This is a genomic window from Methylocystis sp. MJC1 (genome assembly GCF_026427715.1).
In the GTDB taxonomy this organism is placed as follows: Bacteria; Pseudomonadota; Alphaproteobacteria; order Rhizobiales; family Beijerinckiaceae; genus Methylocystis.
In genome coordinates, this window is record NZ_CP107558.1 from 2,428,812 (window position 1) to 2,442,317 (window position 13,506).

Sequence of the window (13,506 nt, forward strand, 5' to 3'; positions counted from 1 at the left end):
CTTTTCTTGAATATCACCCCGCCGCCCGCAACTGCGCCACGCGCACCGGCACCGGCGGATGCGAGAAGTAGAAGGTCGCATAGAGCGGGTCGGGCGTCAGCGTCGACAGATTGTCGCGCGTCAGACGCGTCAAGGCTGAGATCATCGGCTCTTTGCCAACGATCTGCCGAGCGAAATCATCGGCCTCGAACTCATTCTTGCGCGAGCGCCAGGCGAGCAAGGGACGCAGCAGATGCGAGAGCGGCTCCTTGGCGAGCAGCAGCGCGACGATCACCACGCCGGGATCATTGGGCAGGCCAAACCAGCCCGCGAAGGTCTCGTTGCCGAACGCCCAATACAGCACCGCGAAGCCAACAAAGGCGAGGATCGCCGCCTGAAGAATCATGCCCCGCACATGGCCGAATTTGAAATGGCCGAGCTCATGCGCGAGGATCGACTCGATCTCGTCGACGGAGTGTTTCTCCAGCAGCGTATCGAAGAAGACGATGCGCTTGGCCTTGCCGAAGCCCGTGAAATAAGCATTGCCATGCGCCGAGCGCTTGGAGGCGTCCATCACGTAAAGGCCGTTGGACTCGAAGCCGCATTTGGCGAGCAACGCCTCCATGCGGGCCTTCAAAGTCCCCTCCTCCATCGGCGTGAACTTATTGAAGAGCGGCGCGATGAAGGTCGGATAGATCACGGTCATGGCGACGGTGAGCGACATGAAGGCGACATAGGCGACAAGCCACCAGGTGTCGGGCAAGGCGCCGAGCAACCAGAACATGCCGTAAAGCAGCGGCGTGCCGATCGCGGCGCCGAGCAAGGCTTCCTTCGCTTCGTCGAGAATGAAAGTCTTCAGCGTCAGGCGATTGAAGCCGAAACGCTCCTCCAGCCAAAAGGCGTTGGTCAGGGAAAAGGGCAACTCCAGGAGATGCCCAAACCCCGCGACGGCGAGCACGAAGACGACGCTGCGCGTCAGACCCGGCGCGAGAAATTGCGACACTAGCGCGTAGAGCGGCGCCATCCAGACCGCAAGCCACAGGATGGAGACGGCGGCCTCGTAGAGCGTCTCTCCCATCGCGAGACGCGTGCGGGCGATGGTGTAGTCGGCGGCCCGGCGATGTTCGTCGAGCGGGACGTCACGGGCGAAATCAACTGGCACCGCCTCACGGTTCGCCGCGACATTGTCAGTCTGGCGTTTACGCAGATAGACGCCCAGCGCTGCCGATAGGGCGATGGCCAAACAAATTACGACGCCCATGGCGCTCATTCTGTCTACTCCGAGTTTCTGATTTTCATCAAAAATAGGCGCTTCGTCCCAGCTTTGCCAGAGTAGAGTTCCTCACAGCGCCGGCCGTGCGCAGTCGCTTGCCTTTTCGACAGCTTGAACAATGCTTTGCGCTTCTCGCCTGAACTCGGTTTCAGAAAAAATTGAAACTTTGTCTCAATCATTCGGCGAGACAAGCTCTCTAGGAATTCACGCCACGCCCAATGCAGCGGCGCTCGAGCCTTCGAGACAAACGGAAGCTCGGGAATATGCCGAAGTGATTTCGGCCCTCCCACCGTCGCAGCGCTCCGCTGTGAAATCACCCCAACCAGAAGGCGCGTCGCGGCAGGCGAAGGCCAAGGCGTGGACTAATCATGCGTCGTTCCAGAAAGAACATTGCCGCCCTTTTCCTTTCCGGCCTGGCCGCCGCCACGGTCGCCACGCGGGCGCATGCGGTCGAGAGCTTCGACGCCCATAAGGAGAGGATCCAGACGGAAGCCGCGCAGAAGGCTTCGGGCGCCGCCCCGGACACGCGCGAGCGCGTCCCCGATGGCCGCGGCCGCGGCATCCTTGCGCCGCCCTGGGCGCCGAAGGTTTCCTCGGGCGTTTACAAGAATGGGATTTCCTATCACGGCGGCCCGCTGATCCTCGGGACGACTAATGTTTATTATATCTGGTACGGCAATTGGGGGACCAATACGGCCCAGACAATCCTGCCGAACCTCGCGGCCTCGATCGGCGGCAGCCCCTATTTCAACATCAACACGACCTATTACAATGGCTCCGGAACGCGCGTTTCGAACCTCGTTAAATTCGCGGGCTCCGCGACCGACAATTACAGCCAGGGCGCGACGCTGAGCGACACCGCGGTTCAGTCGATCGTTTCCAATGCGATCGCCACCAATGCGCTGCCCAATGACACGAACGGCGTCTACTTCGTCCTGACCTCCGCCGACGTGAAAGAAAGCTCGGGCTTCTGCACCCAATATTGCGGCTGGCACAACCACGGCCTGATCGGCGGCAAGGACATCAAATACTCCTTCGTCGGCAATCCGGACCAATGCCCCTCGGCCTGCGAGGCGCAGAGCGCGTCGAGCCCCAATAACAATCCTGGCGCCGACGGCATGGCGAGCGTCATCGCCCATGAGTTGGAAGAGACCGTCACCGATCCCCAGCTCAACGCCTGGTACGATTCCAGGGGCTATGAAAACGCCGATAAATGCGCCTGGACGTTCGGGACGACGTCCACGGCGTCGAACGGCTCTAAATACAATGTCACGCTCGCCGGCGCGCAATATCTGATCCAGCAGAACTGGGTGAACGCCTCCGGCGGCTACTGCTCGATGAAATACTAACCACGAGTGTTGAAACCATGCGTCTCCCTGCGGTCCTGATCCTGCTCGCGCTCTCGTCCGCAGGGAGCGCATTCGCCCAGTCGCCCGCGCCGATCGGCCTTGCCACCCGTCTGGTGGTCGTCTACTCGCGGCTCGAAAACGAGCTGACCGACAAAGCAAAGCTCGACCAGCTTCTCTCCCCCGACTTCGAGGAGATGCACGTCGCCCGTGACCCGGCCGCAGCCGAACCGGTCGTCCGGCACATCCCGCGCGACGAATGGATCAAACAGGGCGCCGGCGCGCCGTCCATGGCGCAAATGGCGGTCCACGACCAGGACGCCCTCAGGATCGTCAGCTATGTCGCCTCGGCGAACGGGCGGCAGAGCTATGTCGTCGATGTCTGGAAAGGCTCCGAGCTTCAGCCGTTCCTCGCCACACGCTACCGCACTGAGCTGTGAGCGGACCGCGAGCCTTCAGGCTCCCTCCACCTAAAGCGGCTGGAAAGGCTCGCGGTCCGTGGCCAGCCCCCGACGTGTCACCGCCCGAGCAGCACGTCCCTGGCGGCGTTGAGCGCCGAGGCGCGCTCGACAGAGCCGCCATGATCCGGATGGGCGCGTTTCATCTGCGCGCGATAAACGCGCTCGATCTCGCGTTTGGAGGCGTTGGCGCCGACGCCGAGGACCTGCCGGGCCTTGGCCTCCGCTGTCGTAGGGGCGCTTGCCGACGACGACGTTTCGCGGTGACCGAAGCCGCTTGCTGTCTCCGTCTCTGGCCCGCGGGCGCCGGAGCGGCGGCGGCTTCTCTGGGACTGCCCTGTTTTGGACGACGCGCCCCGTGGCTCCTCACGCGCTTCGACGAGGCCGAAGTCTTCCAAAGCTTCTCGCAGCCGATAGCCAATGTCGTGACCAAGCACGAGGAAAAATGCGACGAGCGCAGCAAGCGCTGCGCCGCGCTCAAGCAGAAAGACCAGAGGCGATAGCTGCGCGCTTCGCCCGTCCGCCGCCAAAGATGTAAGCAGATAGTCGAGCTTCTGCGGCGACACGCCGGGGAAGATCCACGTCGTCAGACCAAGCCCGACGACGCTCAATGCCCAAAAGGCGTTGGACCAGCCGCGCGGCCGGGGATTGGCGTAACCGCGCCGGCAGCCATAGGCGAAGGACATCAGCATGGCGAAAAGGCCGCCGAAGCTCTGGAACCCGGCGAGCGCCGCCAAAGCGCGCCGCTCCGCCGCGCTCGCGGCAGCCATCAGCGAAAAATAGCCCTGCTCCGCGTAACGGCGCATGTCTTCGTCGCTCGCGGGCAGCGCCGCCAGCTCGCCCGGCGCGGTCGCATGCAGCGCAAGGACTCCGAGCAGCGACAGGCAAGAGACCGCCAGCGCCGCGATCAGCGCCGGCGCCAGCATGCCCCGGCTCTCGCCTCTCTCGATTTCACGCCAAGGCGCGTCGAAGGGGTCGAAGCTGATGGCGCCCTCCCCTCGCTACGCCGCGACGCGCCGGCCGCGGTTCATCACCGCGAAAGGCGCGCCGCTCAGCAATATGTCGAGCGCAGCGAGGCTCTGATGCTTGCCATTGACCGACAGGCGCGGCAGCGCGTGTAAATAGTCGCGATGCTCGGGAAAGATCATTCCCGGCCGCGTGGTGACGGCGCTCTCGAAGCCGAGCTCCGTGGCAAGCGCGAATTCGCGCGCGCCGGCCGATGTGGGATCGCCGACCGGATAGCAGAAATGCTTGGGCGCAGCCCCCGTCTTCTGCTCGATGAAATCGCGGCTATCCGCCATCTCGCGCCGCGCTTCGGCCGCGTCGAGCTTTGCGAGACGCGCATGCGTGACCGAGTGCGCGCCGATCGTCGCGAGTTCGTGACGCGCAAGCGCCGCGATACCCGACCAATCGAGGCAAGCGTCAGCTGTGAGGACATGGGAGTCGACGCCCGCCTCTCCCGCAAGGCGAGCGACGACATCGAGCAGCTGCTCCTCTGCGCCGTCGCGGATCGCCCAATAGATATAGCTGAACGCCTCCCGCTTTTCCTGCGCCGTGGCGCAGGCGCGCACGATCCGCCGCCCGGCTACGACGACCTCGACCCGGGAAAGACGGCGCAGCGCCTCTTCCATCTCGAGCCACCAAAGCCGCGCCGTTTGGTCCGCGAATCCGCACGTCACATAAGCGGCGAAGGGCGCGCGCCGCCGCTCCAGCACCGGCAAGGCGTGCTCCACGAGATCGCGATAGCCATCGTCGAACGTGAGAACGACAAAGGGGCGCGCGGGAGCCTCGCGCCCGCGCAGCAGATCGAGCGCCGCGTCGAGCGAGAGGAGATCATAGCCTCGCGCGGCGAGATGGGTGAGCAAAGCGTCGAGGAATTGCGGCGTGATCTCGAGGCCGGCGTTGGGCGCGAAAGCCTCTCCCCGATCTGGCCGCACGCGATGAAACATCAGTATCGCGCCGAGGCCGCTGGTGAAGGGGGCGGCGAGTCGATGCACGCCGCTGGCCTTGAAAAGCTGCATCCCGGCTTCGATCGCAAGCTCCCGCCAGGTCGCCATGAAACCCTCAATCGACATAAGAAAGCCTTCATAGCTTTAGGGCCAAGTTTCTAACGATGTGTTATGCGCCTTGTGGCGATTATCTTGGTCGGCGCACGCCCTCGGTGGCGCGCTTCTTGGCGGCGAGTTTTCATGAGACGCATGGTTACGGAGTTGGAAACCATTCAATGCGCGCCCGAGAATAGGCGCGCAAGCGCCGCCGGCTCCATCACCATCGACGTCTTCGCCACTTTGGAGGAAGCGCGCGGGGACTGGGCCGCACTCTCAGAAAAAGCGACTGCCAGCCCCTATCAAACCTATCTCTTCCTCTCCGCCTGGCGCGAGACGATGGGCCGGGCGGATGGCGCGCGGCCGTTCGTCATCGTCGCGCGCAACGCGGCCGGGCGGCCGCTCGCGCTCCTGCCCTTGTGCGTCGAGCGTCATGCGGGGCTCGACATCGCGCTTTTCCTCGGCGGGCGCGAAAGCAATTTCAATCTGCCGCTGCTCGACCCGGCCGCCGGCGTCACGGAGACGGACTTGCGCGGATTGCTTCAGGAAGCCGCGCGGCGGGCGCCCACCCGGCCAGATCTCATCTATCTGCGCAATCAACCGCGACGCTTCGAAGGGGTGAATAATCCCCTTGCCTTTCGAACAGCCAGGCCGAGCGCCAGCTTCGCCTATAGCGCGACGCTTCCGGCGACAATCGGAGAGCTGACCGCGCGCCTTTCAAAGGATACGCGCAAGAAATTACGAAGGAAGGAGATGCGTCTCGCGGAGCGCAGCCCTCTTTGCTACGAGCATTGCGTGACTGGCGCGCGCGCCGAGAAAATCATCGACGCGCTGATCGCGCAAAAATCCGTGCGCTTTTCCGACATTGGCGCAGAAGGCTCGCTCGATATGGGGCGCGTGCGCGCGCTGCTTACGCGCCTTTCCGCCGGGGCCGGCGAAGGCGCCATAGAATTTCATGCGTTGAGCGTCGGCGAGCGCATTGTCGCGACCTATGCGGGGATCGTGCGCCGCGGCCGCTTCTCCGCCATGCTCAATTCCTTCGACATGGACGCAGACATCGCGCGCTCGTCGCCTGGAGAGCTGCTGCTGCACGCGCTGATGCGCAACCTTGTCGCGCGCGGCATGACGCATTTCGATCTCGGCGCCGGCGAAGCGCGCTACAAGAACGCCGTCTGCGACGAAACGATCGAGCTATGCGACGACGTCATCCCCCTCTCGACGAGAGGCGCCCTCGCCGCGCCGCTGTTCTCGGCGTTTCTCTGCCTCAAACGGTACGTCAAGCAGAACCCGAAGCTCACGCGGCTCTACCGCAGAGCGCGCAGCTGCCTGTCCTAAGGAAAGTCCGTCAATGCGAGTGAAGCGAAGCAATCCAGAGCCGCGATCGCCGCCCTGGATTGCTTCGTCGCTTACGCTCCTCGCAATGACGGATGCCTTACCGGACCGCCGCGCTGTAGAGAACGTTCGTGGTGATCGCCTCGCATTGCCCCAACAGCGCAAGATTTCTCTCGCGAACCCGAGCCAATGTTGCGGCGTCGAGCTGGGCGAGCGTCCCGCGATAGCCGCTTCCCATGGCGATCAGCCACCAATCATCGGGGGAGCTGATGGCATGGCTCCCGGGTTCCGCAACAATCTCCGCCTCGGCAATCCCGGCTTCGGCAAGCATCTCGCGCAGGCCTGTAGGCGTCGAAATCCGCTCCCACGGGTTGAAGCCCCTCAGAAGATCCGGGCGTTCGTCGCGGATGGCTTCCCAGAAGGCCGAGTTGGCAGGCTCGAACAGGTCGGGTCCCCATGTGGTGATGGCCAAGCGCCCGTTTGGGCGCACCATGCGCCAAAGCTCTTTCGTGGCCGCGACCATGTCGGGCACAAAGAAAATCCCAAAGACGCAGACGACGACATCGAAGCTCGCGTCGGGATAGCCAAGCGACAGCATGTCCGCCGCCTTGAATTCGATATTGCCGAGGCCTTTCTCGCGGGCCTTCGCCTCCCCCAAGGCGACGAGCCGTTCGGCGAGATCGACCGCGACGACTTTCCCTTCGGGCCCAACGGCTTCAGCAACGGGCAGCGCCGAGCCGCCGCTCCCGCAGCAAACGTCCAGGACGGTTTCGCCCATCCGCAACCCGAGACGCTCGACCGTGCGTCGCCCGAAGCGGTGCCAGAAAGAGCTGACAGGGTGGTCGAAATAATCGGCCGCCGCATTGTAAGCCGTGGCGGCTTTGGCTTTCGCCGCTTCCAACTCGGTCATTTTCATAGGTCCGCTTCTCAAGCGGCAAGGTCGTCCGCGCTCGCGGCGTCTTCGAGAAGATGCGCATCTGCGCCTTCTTCCGCCAGCGTCGCGCGCAGGGCTTCCGCGGCAGCGTCCCCGCCGAGCACGAAGGCGAGGTCGACATGCCACGCAAGGTCGAGCGCCTGCGCCGCCGACGCCGCAAACACCACGAAGTCATAAGTATGCGCGACCGCGGCGACAAAGAGGGAAAGATCGCGTCGCTCCGCGCTTTCCGCGAGGCCACCCGGCATCACATGCAGGCGCGAGCAGATGTCGCGGTGGATCGCCTCGGCGAAATCCGCTTCGCCCGCCAGCAGGTCCGACAGGCCTTTCGGCGTGCGGCCGGGCGAATGCACCAGCGCCTCCAAGCTCCTCACGCCCGCATCGGCCGCCACCAGCAGCGTGCGTCCGCGCCGCGCGAGACTGCGGCTCAAAGCAATCGCCGTCTCGATCGGCTTGCCGCCTTTCTCACAGGGCGTCACCAGCACCTTCACGCAGGAACTCACGGCGCGCGCGCTCTCGATCCGGCGCAAGGCGTCGGCGTCGTCCCGCCCCGGGTCTTTGTCGATGATTTCCGCAGGCGCGGCTTCGAGCGCAGGAGCCAGTTCGACCTGCGCCGCCGCCGTCGCACCGGCAGGCGCTTGCGCCGCCACTTTCGTGGCCGCTCCTGCCGCCGCAATGCCGGACGACGACGCCCGCGCGCGGCCGCTCAGCAATTCCCCGCCGACGACCGCGCCCATGGAAAGGATCAGAGTGGCGAGCACAGCGAAGGCCGTGATCGGAATTTTCTTTGGGAAGGAGGGAAGCTGCGGGGCCAGGGCGCGCTGGATGATGCGGGCGTCGGCGGGCGTCGCCTTCACGCGTTCGCGCGCCAAGGCCTCTTGATATTTGGCGGTCTCCGCCTCGAGCTGGTCCTTGAGAAGCCGCGCCGCGCGTTCGAGATCGCGCAGCTTCACTTCCTCCGAGCCGGCGGCGCCGGCGACGCGTTTTTGGTCTTCGAGGGCGCGGGTCAGATTTTCAACGCGATTCGAAGCGATGCGGGCGTCGTTTTCGAGCGTGTGCGCGGTGCGCTCGGCGGCTGCGCGCCATTGCATATCGAGATCGGTTAGCTGCGCAGTCAGCTCCTTGATGCGCGGATGCTGCGGCAGCAGCGTGCGCGACTCAAGCGCAAGCTGCGCGCGCAAGGAGACGCGCTGCTCGAAAATCCGGCGCATGACCTCATTATTGGCGACGTCCGGAATTTCGCCGATGCGGTTCTGACGCAGCATGTCGCGCAGAAGATTGGCTTTCGCCTGCGCATCCGCCTGCGCGCCGCGCGCGATGGAGAGCTGGTTGTTCAGCTCGCCGAGCTGCTGCGTCGAAATGACCGTATTGTTCGAGCCGACGAGAAGACCCGTTTTGGCGCGGTAATCCTCGACCTTGGCTTCAGCCTCGGCGACGCGCGTATGCAGGTCCGAGACGAGCGTGGCGAGCGACTGAGCAGCCGAGCGCGCGATATCGCGCTTGGCTTCCTGCTGCATCTCGATATAGGCGTCGGCGACGGCGTTGGCGCCGCTCGCCGCGAGATCGGGATCGCGGGAAGAGAATTCGATCGACAGGACGCGCGTCTTCGTCGGCGAGAGCACACCGAGCTTCTCGCCGAATTTTTCCAAAATGCGATCCTCGGGCGACATGCGCGTGGGATCGCGCGCGATGCCGAGCAGGACCATCACGCGGGTGAGGGCTCCCACGCCATTGGCGAGCGGATCGAACTCCGAATTTCCCTGGAGATGGAGCTGTTTGATGACCCGGCGCGCAAGATCGCGCGAGGTGAGCAGCTGAATCTGGCTCTGAACGTTTTCGGCGTCGGGCTCGCTGGCGGAAACGCGCTCGCCCTTATCGACGCGTGTGAAAAAGCTGTCCTGGTTTTCGAGAAGCACTCTCGCGTCGGCCGTGTAGCGCGGCTTCACCATATTGACGAAGATGAGCGCCCCGACGAATGCGACGAGGGTCGGGCCGAAAACCCACCAGCGCTTTTTGGCCAGCACGCGGCCGATCCGTGACAGATCTATCTCGCCGGTCGTGGCCTCTGTCTCTAATGGAACAGCCGAACGCATCGCTTACTCCGAGGGTAAAGCGTCCCCGTGATACGAAATTATGGTTGAGGCCGGGTAAACGCCCCGGTTCGGGCGGGTCAAAGTTTTTTTAACCATGAAGCAATAAAACGTAGCCGTCGCGCTGCGGCGGTCATTTGATTTGTTTAAAGGCACGGAACGGAAATGGCGAAGACAGTCGCCTCAAAGAGGGCCGCGCGCAACGCGCTTACCCTAGCGATGGCAATGATGACGAGCGCTTTCCTGTCGTCCTGCGCAGCGCCCGGCGATTATCGGCCGGAGCTCTTCGCCGCCACCGCCAATGCGCCCTATACGCTGGCCGCCGGCGACAGGTTGCGGATCATCGTCTTTGGCCAGGACTCGCTTTCCAACAATTATGCGGTCGATGGCGCAGGGCGCATCGCCATGCCGCTCATCGGCTCGGTGCCGGTGCAAGGACGCACCGTGCCCGATGTCGAGCGCGAGATCGCAGCGCGGCTGCGCAATGGCTTCATCCGCGAGCCGCGCGTCTCAGTGGAGGTGGAAGCTTTCCGGCCTTTCTTCGTGCTGGGAGAAGTGACGAACGCCGGTCAATTTCCCTATGTCGAGGCAATGACCGCGCGCACGGCCGTCGCCATCGCCGGCGGCTTCGGACCACGCGGTTATCAAGGCGCCGTGGATGTCACGCGCGTTATCGACGGCTATCCCGTCACCGGGCGCGTGCCGCTCGATACGCCTATCCGGCCTGGCGACACGGTTACTGTGAGAGAACGAATTTTCTAGATGGAAGGGCGGTTGTGGCCCATTGCAATAAAGCTGAGGATGGACACGAGGCCCTGCGCGTCCTGCATGTGATGCGCTCGCCGGTCGGCGGCCTGTTCAGGCATGTCGTCGACCTCGCACGCGCACAGACGCAAGACGGCCATAGCGTGGGCGTCGTCGCGGATTCGCTGACGGGCGGCGACGCGGCGGCGCGCGCCCTCGAAGAGCTTTCTCCCCATCTCGCCCTTGGAATAACCCGCTTTCCCATGCGGCGTTTGCCCCACCCGGGCGATTTCGTGGCGGGCTGGCGCGTTGCGCGCCTGATCCAGCGCCTTTCGCCGGATATTGTCCACGGGCATGGCGCCAAAGGCGGGCTCTATGCGCGCCTCCCCGCCTTGGCGCCGCTGTTTCCCAAGCCGGCGCGACCGTTGGCGCGGGTTTACACGCCGCACGGCGGAAGCCTTCATTTCCGGACGAACACGCTTTCCGGACAAGTTTTCTTTACCGCCGAGCGCATAATGGGCCGCGTGACGGATTTGATGCCCTTCGAAAGCGACTTTGCGCGGCGCCGCTTCAACGAAGCGGTCGAGCCGCCACGGGCGCTGACGCCCGTCGTCCACAACGGCCTCGCGCCGGGGGAATTCGAGCCGGCGCCGCCCGTGGCGGACGCTGCGGATTTTCTCTTCGTCGGCGAGATCCGCGCAGCCAAGGGCGTGGAAGAATTGCTTTTCGCCCTTCGCGCTTTGCCCGATCAATTCAGCCTTGCGCTCGTAGGCTCCGGGCCGGACGAGGCGGCCTTTCGCGATTTGGCCGACCGCATCGGCCTCACGCCGCGCGTCCGCTTCCTCGATCGCATGCCCACACGCGATGCGCTGCGTCAGGGCCGCATTCTGGTTGTGCCGAGCCGCGCCGAGTCCCTGCCTTACATCGTGCTGGAAGCGCTCGCGGCGAGAATGCCCGTCGTTGCGACGAATGTTGGCGGCGTGCCAGAGATATATGGGGATGAGGCGCATCGCCTCGTTCCTCCCAATGACGCGCCTGCGCTCGCCGCCGCCATGCGCGACATGCTCGAGACGCCGCCCGAGGCGCGCCAGGCGCTCGCCGATCGCATGGCGCATTTCGTTCGCTCTCGTTTCACCATTGCGGCCATGAACGAAGGCGTCCTGCGCGGCTATCGCGACGCCCTTGTCTCTGCGCGTGCGCGCTCCTTGCCTGGCGCGGCGTCGTAACCGGGGAGAGACGGAAAAATGTGCGCTTTTGCCACCGGCGACATGAAGGGCGCGCCGCCTCAAAAAGATCCCGCCGAAAAGGGAACGAGCGAGAAAGCATCGTTGAACCCGACGCTGGCGGAAATCGCCGGCAATAGCGCCCCGGGAAAGGCCTATTCGCCGATTGTGCTCGCCGGGAGCGTGCGGCTCGTCGAGTTCGTCATGCTCCTCGCCGCCGGCGTTCTGGTTCACGAGCTGCACGTCGCGCCGAACTGGGGAAGGTCGCTCGACTATTACCTCGTCATGCCGGCCATGGCGCTGGCAGCAATTGCGGTCATGCAGTCTTTGGAGCTTTACACGCCCGCCTCCTTCCGTGCGCCGACGCGTGACGGAATGAAAGCAGCGGCCGCCTGGTCCCTCGTCTTCATCGTCGCTCTCATTGTCCTATTCTTCTTCAGGCTCGACGATTCTTTCTCGCGCGTCTGGCTCCTTGGCTGGTATGCGACGGGCCTCGCGCTGCTCGCGGGCGAGCGGCTGGCGCTCTCTGTCATCGTTCGCGCCCTCACCCGCCAGGGCAAGCTCGAGCGCCGCACCGTGATCGTCGGCGGCGGCGAATTGGCCGATCCCGTGCTGCGGGCGCTTGCGGCGCAAGATAACGGCGATCTTCGCATTCTCGGCCTCTTCGACGATCGCGCCGACGAGCGTTCGCCCGACGTCGTCGCCGGCTATCCGAAACTCGGCAATATCGTCGATCTGGTGGAGTTCGCGCGTCACACGCGCGTCGACCTCATCATCTTCACCCTGCCGATCACGGCCGAGGATCGCATTCTGGAGATGCTGCGTAAGCTCTGGGTGCTGCCGATCGACATCCGGCTGGCGGCGCATACGAACAAGCTGCGGTTCCGTCCGCGCTCTTACTCCTACATCGGCAGCGTGCCGGTGATCGACATTTTCGACAAGCCGATCGCGGATTGGGACGTGGTCGTCAAAAATATCTTCGACAGGGTCGTCGGCGCCCTCTGCCTGATCCTCGCCTCGCCGATCATGGCGCTCATCGCTATCGCGGTGAAGCTCGACTCGCCCGGGCCGGTCCTGTTCAAGCAACTGCGCCACGGCTTCAACAACGAGAATATCGAGGTCTACAAGTTCCGCTCGATGTACGTCGACAAGCTCGACCACTCGGCGGCGAAGCAGGTGACCCGCAACGACCCGCGCGTCACGCGCGTCGGCCGCTTCATCCGCAAGACCTCGCTCGATGAATTGCCGCAGCTCTTCAACGTGGTCTTCAAAGGCAATCTATCGCTTGTCGGCCCCCGTCCGCATGCGATCATCGCACGCGCCGCCGAGCACGTTTACGAAGAAGTCGTCGATGGTTACTTCGCCCGTCATCGCGTCAAACCGGGCATCACCGGCTGGGCGCAGATCAACGGATGGCGCGGCGAAACCGACACGCCGGAGAAGATCCAGAAACGCGTCGAATGCGACCTCTACTACATTGAGAACTGGTCCATACTGCTCGACGTCTATATTCTCGCCATGACGCCATTCGCGCTCATCAAGGCTGAAAACGCCTATTGAGCGCCAGCAGGAGAACCCGCGTGAACAAAGGCGCGATCATTGCGACTATCGCGGCGCTGCAGGGCGCAGCCGGCGTGTCTCTCGCCGCGGCGGCCGCGCATGTCGACGCCAATCCGCTGCTGACGACGGCGAGCCAGTTCCTGATGTTTCACGCCGGCGCCGGATTGGCGGTCTCGGCGTTGACGCGGGGCTCTCCGCTCTTTCCGCGCTTGCTGACGAGCGCCGCATTCGCCCTGCAGGCCGGCGTGACGCTGTTTTCCGCCGACCTGGCGGCGCGCGTCTATCTCGGAGGCAAGCTCTTCCCCTTCGCTGCGCCCACCGGCGGCTCGCTGACGATCATCGCCTGGCTTGCGCTCGCTCTCTGGGGCGCATTGCGAATCGGCCGCGCTGACTGCGACTGAAATGCAACAGTCGAGAAGCTTTTGTCAGCGGACAAGACGAGCGCTGGACTCGTGCGGTGATCGGCCGCACCATTCTTGCTTATGTCTGTCTCTGACGCGCCATACCCCAGATCCGGCGGCG

At 64.2% G+C, this 13,506-nt stretch carries 12 protein-coding genes; 7 read left to right on the forward strand and 5 right to left on the reverse strand.

Going from position 1 to position 13,506, the window contains the following annotated elements; genetic code table 11:
* Positions 1-13 precede the first annotated feature (13 nt).
* Entirely contained in the window at positions 14-1,249 is a 1,236-nt protein-coding gene (locus tag OGR47_RS11845) for a M48 family metallopeptidase (RefSeq protein WP_165053715.1), read from the reverse strand.
* A 371-nt stretch (positions 1,250-1,620) separates the two neighbouring features.
* Here OGR47_RS11845 and OGR47_RS11850 point away from each other — a divergent pair, with 371 nt between their 5' ends.
* Positions 1,621-2,601 carry a hypothetical protein gene (locus OGR47_RS11850; protein WP_165053711.1) on the forward strand — a complete coding sequence of 327 codons (981 nt, stop codon included), beginning with the start codon at positions 1,621-1,623 and terminating at the stop codon, positions 2,599-2,601.
* A 17-nt stretch (positions 2,602-2,618) separates the two neighbouring features.
* Positions 2,619-3,038: a hypothetical protein gene (locus OGR47_RS11855; protein ID WP_165053709.1), complete on the forward strand. Its 420-nt coding sequence runs from the start codon at positions 2,619-2,621 to the stop codon at positions 3,036-3,038.
* A gap of 77 nt (positions 3,039-3,115) precedes the next feature.
* On the opposite strand, the gene OGR47_RS11860 is transcribed toward OGR47_RS11855, so the two are convergent.
* Both OGR47_RS11860 and OGR47_RS11865 read right to left on the reverse strand, forming a co-directional pair.
* On the reverse strand, positions 3,116-3,982 hold the full coding sequence (locus OGR47_RS11860) for a J domain-containing protein (protein WP_165053706.1): 867 nt from the start codon (positions 3,980-3,982) through the stop codon (positions 3,116-3,118).
* A gap of 75 nt (positions 3,983-4,057) precedes the next feature.
* Entirely contained in the window at positions 4,058-5,131 is a 1,074-nt protein-coding gene (locus OGR47_RS11865) for a polysaccharide deacetylase family protein (protein ID WP_246729738.1), read from the reverse strand.
* A 114-nt stretch (positions 5,132-5,245) separates the two neighbouring features.
* Between OGR47_RS11865 and OGR47_RS11870 the strand changes: the two genes are divergently transcribed.
* Complete coding sequence (locus tag OGR47_RS11870) at positions 5,246-6,436, forward strand: GNAT family N-acetyltransferase (RefSeq protein ID WP_246729737.1); 1,191 nt, start codon at positions 5,246-5,248, stop codon at positions 6,434-6,436.
* Positions 6,437-6,533: 97 nt separating this feature from the next.
* Here the strand turns inward: OGR47_RS11870 and OGR47_RS11875 are convergent, their stop codons facing one another.
* Both OGR47_RS11875 and OGR47_RS11880 read right to left on the reverse strand, forming a co-directional pair.
* Positions 6,534-7,343, reverse strand: coding sequence for a class I SAM-dependent methyltransferase (locus OGR47_RS11875; protein WP_216697904.1), 810 nt, complete (start codon positions 7,341-7,343; stop codon positions 6,534-6,536).
* Between the two features lie 17 nt (positions 7,344-7,360).
* Entirely contained in the window at positions 7,361-9,460 is a 2,100-nt protein-coding gene (locus tag OGR47_RS11880) for a GumC family protein (protein WP_165053700.1), read from the reverse strand.
* Positions 9,461-9,622: 162 nt separating this feature from the next.
* Here OGR47_RS11880 and OGR47_RS11885 point away from each other — a divergent pair, with 162 nt between their 5' ends.
* The 4 genes from OGR47_RS11885 to OGR47_RS11900 are packed head-to-tail and all read left to right on the forward strand — an operon-like array spanning position 9,623 to position 13,385.
* On the forward strand, positions 9,623-10,219 hold the full coding sequence (locus OGR47_RS11885; protein ID WP_165053697.1) for a polysaccharide biosynthesis/export family protein: 597 nt from the start codon (positions 9,623-9,625) through the stop codon (positions 10,217-10,219).
* Between the two features lie 14 nt (positions 10,220-10,233).
* The gene (locus OGR47_RS11890) at positions 10,234-11,427 is read left to right on the forward strand and encodes a glycosyltransferase (protein WP_246729736.1); all 1,194 of its coding nucleotides are present in this window, start codon (positions 10,234-10,236) and stop codon (positions 11,425-11,427) included.
* Positions 11,428-11,445: 18 nt separating this feature from the next.
* Positions 11,446-12,984, forward strand: coding sequence for an undecaprenyl-phosphate glucose phosphotransferase (locus OGR47_RS11895; protein WP_206527462.1), 1,539 nt, complete (start codon positions 11,446-11,448; stop codon positions 12,982-12,984).
* A gap of 20 nt (positions 12,985-13,004) precedes the next feature.
* A complete protein-coding gene (locus tag OGR47_RS11900; protein WP_165053694.1) occupies positions 13,005-13,385 on the forward strand; it encodes a DUF423 domain-containing protein in 381 nt (126 codons plus the stop codon).
* Positions 13,386-13,506: the final 121 nt, after the last annotated feature.